Below are 5460 nucleotides of genomic sequence, written 5' to 3'. Positions count from 1 at the left end.
AGGTAAAGACCGCCCAGATTCGCCTGTCCCGTCGGGTCCTTCTGATCGGCCGCGCGCTGGATCCAGTGTAGCGCCTCGCCGAAATCCTGTGCCACGCCACGGCCTTGCGCGTAGAGATTGCCGAGGTTTGCTTGCGCCGTGCCATAGCCTCGTTCGGCGGCAAGCCGGTACAGACGCGCCGCCTCAGCATAGTCTTGATCCACACCCCGACCGTCGGCGTAAAGATTGCCGAGATCCACTTGAGCGGATACGCTCCCCTGTGCGGCTGCGAGCCGGTAGAGCCGCACAGCCTCGTCATAGTTCTGGCTAACGCCACGGCCTTTCTCATAGGCATAGCCAAGGTTCGATTGCCCGATTCCGCTCCCTTGGTCGGCCGCGAGCCGATATAGCCGAACGGCCTCGGTGTCGCTCCGCGTAACCCCCGTGCCATTCGCATAGAGGCTACCCAAAATGACCTGGGCGAAGGCATTCCCCTGATCGGCAGCCAGCCGCAGCCAGCGCACGGCTTCGGCGTCGTCTCGCGCTCCGCCGATACCTGCACTGTGGAAATACCCCAATATCGCCTGCGCGCGGATGTCGCCCGCTTCGGCGGCGGCGCGGTAGCTGGCGACAGGGGCACGACTTCCAAGGTCGGCAAGAAATACGCTGTCGGGGAGCGACCACTCTCTAGCTGTGATGCCATCCAGCACATGCAATGCAGGCAGTGGGTCAGTCGCTTCCGTCCGGACAGGGACCGTTTGGGCAGTGGCAACATTCCAATTGCAGGCAATGGCAACCGCAAGGAGCGCCGCGCCTGACCGCAGTATCATTGGGTGCTCTCCTTGGCCTCTTCGACCTCAAACTGTCGTCCGGTCCTGAAAATGCCCGTTCTTGTGTCACGATGCGCCGCGATGAAGACATCGATTCCGTTCAGCAGTTGCGTTCGTCCAGTCAGGAAGCGGCCGTCGATATCCGAAAGCCCGAAGTCGAGATCGCTGCACGAGAGCGACCATCGTCCGACCAGCAGCGGAACATAGCGTCCCGGCCGTTCGTCCTTGAGCCAGACTACGCCCGCGAATGCGAAGTCGTCCGTTCCGCTCAGGAATTCGGCTTCGCGCTTCCGCCAATAGTCGTAATGCGCGCCCGAGCGCGCGATGCGCGCCGGCTGCATGTCGCGGTTCCGGGGAAAGTCGCGCGCCGCGGGATCGAACAGAAATTGTCGGCTGCGGTGAGCGCAGGCCTCGGCCCGCCCGGCTCCGAGAGCCGCCGCGACGCCGAGAGCCAGTGTGAGACGGTTGACACCGAGCATTGCTTGCGATCCTTTCGCGACGTCGCTCGCTCCCCTCAATCGGCGGGTTTGCCCGCCCTAAACGGAGAGTCGGCCGGATTGCGCACATCTTTCGCGAGCGCCCAGCATCCGTCGTCCCGCCGCTCGAAGGTAAGGCTGCCGGGCTGGCCGAGCCGCTCGATCACTTCTCCCAGGCCATCGCCTTCGTCGTCGCCCGTGAAGGTCGCCCGGATCCAGTCGACGACCGCCGCGCCGTCCGCCAGACGGCGCGTATCGATATCGAGATATTGCGGCACCGGAGGCGGGCCGTCGTCGCCCGGATCGCCGAAGCTGCCGGGCACGATATAGTTCCAGTCGAGCGCTTCGATCGGGAAGTCATCATAGCCATCGCGCGCGACAAGGCTCGACCGGCCGTTCCTGATCACTTCGATCTGATCGGCCATGAAATGGCTACGGATTTGCGGCGCGCGTACGAAGAGGTGCACGAACTCGCCGAATTCGTCCGCCTTGCAGGCGCGCTCCACCTCGGCGAGCATTTCGCGATCGACAGGCTCCGCTGCCGCAGCGGCGGCTGGCGCTGGTCGCGATGCCGCGGGCGCCGCCGCGGCTGCCACGTCATGGGTCGCCCCGGGTCCGGTATCGGCTTCGGAGGCCTTACCCGTTCCGCCGCACGCTGAAACAAGCAGGAATGCGGCCAATGCGGTCAGAGGCATCGTCCGTGCCCCGAGGAATTTCGGGTTCGGCCGGTTCTCGTTGCTGATCATTTTTCCTCCACGGAACATTCGGTACAGTCTTTGGAAAAGCCAAATCTATTCAAGATTATATGTTGGATCTCGCTCATACTTCAGCTCGGTATCGGGCCGATGGGCCAGGTGCCGAAGGAGCCGGTCATCTCTTCCGCTTCGGACGGACACATCTCCGACAGGAAGAAGGCCTTTTCGCCGCGCGCGTACCATTCGGCGGTGCGGTTGTTTCGATCGACGGGTTGGGAGTAGCAAACCGCCGCGACGCTCCCGTCGGCCGCGATGAGGAGACCCCAGTTGACGTCGCCGCCGCTCGCGGCTTCGAAACCCCGCGCGTAGAGCCGGTCGTCGCCCACCCTGATCAGCGGCGTGACGACTGCGTCGGTTTCCCGCAGGAGTTCCTTGGCGTCGGCCGGCGCGCCCGAGGCTTCGATTGCGGCGCGAACCTTCGGATGATCGAGAAACGCGACTCCGCCCACCTTGTCATGAACATATTTGCCGACATAGGCAGCAAGGGGAGGCGCATCATCTCCGGGTTCTGCCTGCGATGCGCACGCCATTGGCAGGAGAAGGACAAGGGCGCCGCATGTGCGGATGATCGAATGTCGCATCGGATAACTCCCTCAGAGGTTCAACGGATTGCCGGGGACCAGCCGGCCTTGCAACGTGACGAGATCGTCGAGCCCCTCGCCATGATCTTCGGCCGAGAGCCGGAGAGTCACGATGTCGGCGGCGAGCAAGACTTGCGCACAGTCGGATCCGGACGGGATCTTGTTTTCTGCGGCGCCGATGATGCACAGAGTCCCCCGATCGCCGAGCGACCATTTGACCGTCTCGGTCTTGCGAGGCGGTCCCGCGTCATAAGAGACGGCGGTGCCGTCGCGGCGCAGGTGGAGTGCGGTCTCGCCCGGCATCCCTTCGGCCCGGATGATCACCGTATTGTCGACGAGCGCATCCACCGCCGGTTTTCCTTCGAGTATTTCGGGGGAGACGGGTTGCGCCGCCAGCGCCGCCGCCATCAGCATGATGCTCAACTCATGACTCCTTTCTGCTGCGTCGCGAACGCATCCTATTCACCCCCACGGCGAATAGGGGCGGGTGCAATGCTTCACGAAATCGGCGATCGCCTTCGCGCCCTTGTGGCTCGCGGCCATATCGGTCGTGATGTCTTTCGCCGTCATCCGAAGCCATCCATTCGCGGCGAAGGCGGTGACGAGGGGGGCGTCGCCCGCGATCTCCTCGGAAACAAAATGGGGCATTTCGGGAATCTCGGTCGGACGAGTCTCGCCTTTCAGTTGTCGCATCTGATCCCCCGAGGCCAGCGTGAGCTTCGCAAGATCGGTCGGACCGCCGCTGATTTCCGCGAACAGCCTTGAGCTTCCCTCTTCGCAGGTGATGGTGAGTGGCTGTCTGTCCGTATCGCTGACCTCATAGGCGAGGGTGGCCGGGCGGGTCCGGATGCTCTCGTCGATCCGCAGATGCCAGTCATAGCCGGGCGTGGGAGATGGCTTGCCGGTCACATCGCTGGGCGTCGGCTGCGACGAGGCAGGCTGCTGTTTCGCTACCGGCGTTGGCGTTTCGTTACCGGCTTGCGCTGCGTCGACATCCTCGACGCTACATCCGGCGATGCCGAGCATCGAAAAAGCCAGTACGGCTAACAGGGGCTTCATCACATCTATCTCCATGTCGGTTGATGGCCGGTTTCGCGTGGCCCTCGCCGGGCTTCAGTTTTCATATCCCGCCTGATCTCGAAATAGCCGATCAGATTGTTGTAGGTGTCGCTGGAGCTTTCGAGCACTGCCGCGGCGAAACAGGGATGCGGCCTGTCGTCGAGGCACCATAGGGTGGCCGAAACACGATTGCCGGATTGCGAGTCGGCGATCGCCGACTCGAATGCCGCGCCATGGTGCCGCTTCAGGAAGGCGCCCGGACGTCCAGTAACGCCAAATGTCGAACGCGTGCCCCGCATTTTGAAATAGCGCTCCGCGCCGATCCGGTAACGACCCTGCACGCGGGCGTTCAGGACTTCGACCATCCTCATGCGATCTGCGGCGCGCGGCGTGATGCGTCTGCCATCGGGTGGAGGCAAATCCGCAAGGACGGGCGGAGCCTGGCCCTCGGAATGGGCAGGCTGTCCCGCGCTGCAGGGCTTCCCTGCCGCTACGACGTCGGACACCTTCCGGAGCTCGAAATAGCTTAGAAGATGCTTGCGCCCTGGCAGCGCATTTTCGAGCGCAGCGAGTGCGATGAGCGTCCCCGGAGCATCCTGCATTGCCCATGTCGCAATGAGATCATAGCCGGGGTTATATCCGTCCGGCCGAATGCGGTAGCCGTGCAGAAGGAGCTCGATGTCGCCGCCGGCGGCCTTGCTGATCGCCGCCCATTGAATGTTGCCCGCCGGAAACGCGATCGATCGTTGACCAGCGATACAATACCCGCCCGACAGATAGTCGCTGACGGCGCTTGCGAGCGCCCGTTGTTCGTCTCCGAAAGATTGCGGGGAAAGATCGGGACCAAAGCGCTCCGGCAACTCGCCGAGCATCGTCTGATCGGTAACATTGGCGAAGGCGGGCTGACCAACCGCCATCGTCATTGCAGTCATGAGCGATATCACCCCGAACCGCCACCGCGCCCCGACGCCATCCGCCATCGCCCAGGCTTGCCCTAATGGGCGGCGCAGGCGTCCCGCTTTCCTGCTGGCTGCAGCCTCGATTTTTTTCGAAGCTGATGCTGATTCTTCTGATGGTGGCGAGAACAAGGCGGCGGGACGCGGCATGAAAGATCGTCTGATCGGGATGGGATTCCTATCTTGGACCGCAGCATGTGAAACAGATGTCAAATTCGGAACGCTGCCTTTTGTAACGAACATCCCTATGCGAGTCTTTCGGCCGCTAAGGTCGGCCGCCATCGGGTTTCCTGATATCGTCTCGGAAACAGGCATCTTTGCGTTCGCTATCTAAAACCGGGCGAGATCAATAATCGACGAGGCGGTTTGCCGGCCTGGCTAGGTCGCTCATTCGTCCCTTGGAACAAATGACGCCATATTTCGCGCGACCGCTTCTTCCATTTTTGCACATCTGGCGGAACCCGGTATCATCGCCAGGCCGGCGATGACCATAGTCCAGCCAACCGTCTTTCTCATTTCTGGCACGGAACTTTCCTTCCCGTCCTCGTCCAACCATATCCTTCGTCTTGGTCGATGAGCAAGTTGCCGACTTACCAAGAGATTGGCAGGAATAGCCTGGCAGCCCTCCGGTCGAGGTGATGGAGATCACAGCAGGGTGATATCGACTGCGCTAACAACTAGCCGTCCATGCCGATGTTCGGCGGTCGGTGGTGAAGAGTGGTGTCGGCAATGCGGAATGCGGATCGACGAGATATTCGCCTTTGGGGGGCGATCGTCCTGCCGCTATGGCATAGACTGGGAACTCGGTGGAACTGGTGATTTCC

Annotated in this window: 8 protein-coding genes; 1 reads left to right on the top strand and 7 read right to left on the bottom strand. The window is 62.3% G+C overall.

What is annotated here, in order from left to right; translation table 11 throughout:
* From VGD20_RS15245 to VGD20_RS15215, 7 genes are all read right to left on the bottom strand, one after another.
* Positions 1-809 (bottom strand): tetratricopeptide repeat protein (locus VGD20_RS15245; RefSeq protein ID WP_331135261.1); only part of this gene is annotated, 809 nt, incomplete at its 3' end.
* Positions 806-1288, bottom strand: coding sequence for a hypothetical protein (locus VGD20_RS15240; protein ID WP_331135260.1), 483 nt, complete (start codon positions 1286-1288; stop codon positions 806-808). The genes VGD20_RS15240 and VGD20_RS15245, both read right to left, overlap by 4 nt.
* A gap of 35 nt (positions 1289-1323) precedes the next feature.
* The gene (locus VGD20_RS15235; RefSeq protein WP_331135259.1) at positions 1324-2031 is read right to left on the bottom strand and encodes a hypothetical protein; all 708 of its coding nucleotides are present in this window, start codon (positions 2029-2031) and stop codon (positions 1324-1326) included.
* A gap of 80 nt (positions 2032-2111) precedes the next feature.
* Positions 2112-2621: a hypothetical protein gene (locus tag VGD20_RS15230; protein WP_331135258.1), complete on the bottom strand. Its 510-nt coding sequence runs from the start codon at positions 2619-2621 to the stop codon at positions 2112-2114.
* 12 nt (positions 2622-2633) lie between these two features.
* Positions 2634-3035, bottom strand: coding sequence for a hypothetical protein (locus VGD20_RS15225; protein ID WP_331135257.1), 402 nt, complete (start codon positions 3033-3035; stop codon positions 2634-2636).
* Positions 3036-3083: 48 nt separating this feature from the next.
* The gene (locus VGD20_RS15220; protein WP_331135256.1) at positions 3084-3683 is read right to left on the bottom strand and encodes a hypothetical protein; all 600 of its coding nucleotides are present in this window, start codon (positions 3681-3683) and stop codon (positions 3084-3086) included.
* Positions 3684-3685: 2 nt separating this feature from the next.
* Entirely contained in the window at positions 3686-4612 is a 927-nt protein-coding gene (locus VGD20_RS15215; RefSeq protein ID WP_331135255.1) for a hypothetical protein, read from the bottom strand.
* Here VGD20_RS15215 and VGD20_RS15210 point away from each other — a divergent pair.
* Positions 4611-4970: a hypothetical protein gene (locus VGD20_RS15210; RefSeq protein ID WP_331135254.1), complete on the top strand. Its 360-nt coding sequence runs from the start codon at positions 4611-4613 to the stop codon at positions 4968-4970. The genes VGD20_RS15215 and VGD20_RS15210 overlap by 2 nt on opposite strands.
* Positions 4971-5460: the final 490 nt, after the last annotated feature.

The organism is Sphingopyxis sp. (genome assembly GCF_036402335.1).
Lineage (GTDB): Bacteria > Pseudomonadota > Alphaproteobacteria > Sphingomonadales > Sphingomonadaceae > Sphingopyxis.
This window is presented reverse-complemented; position numbering and strand designations above follow the sequence as displayed.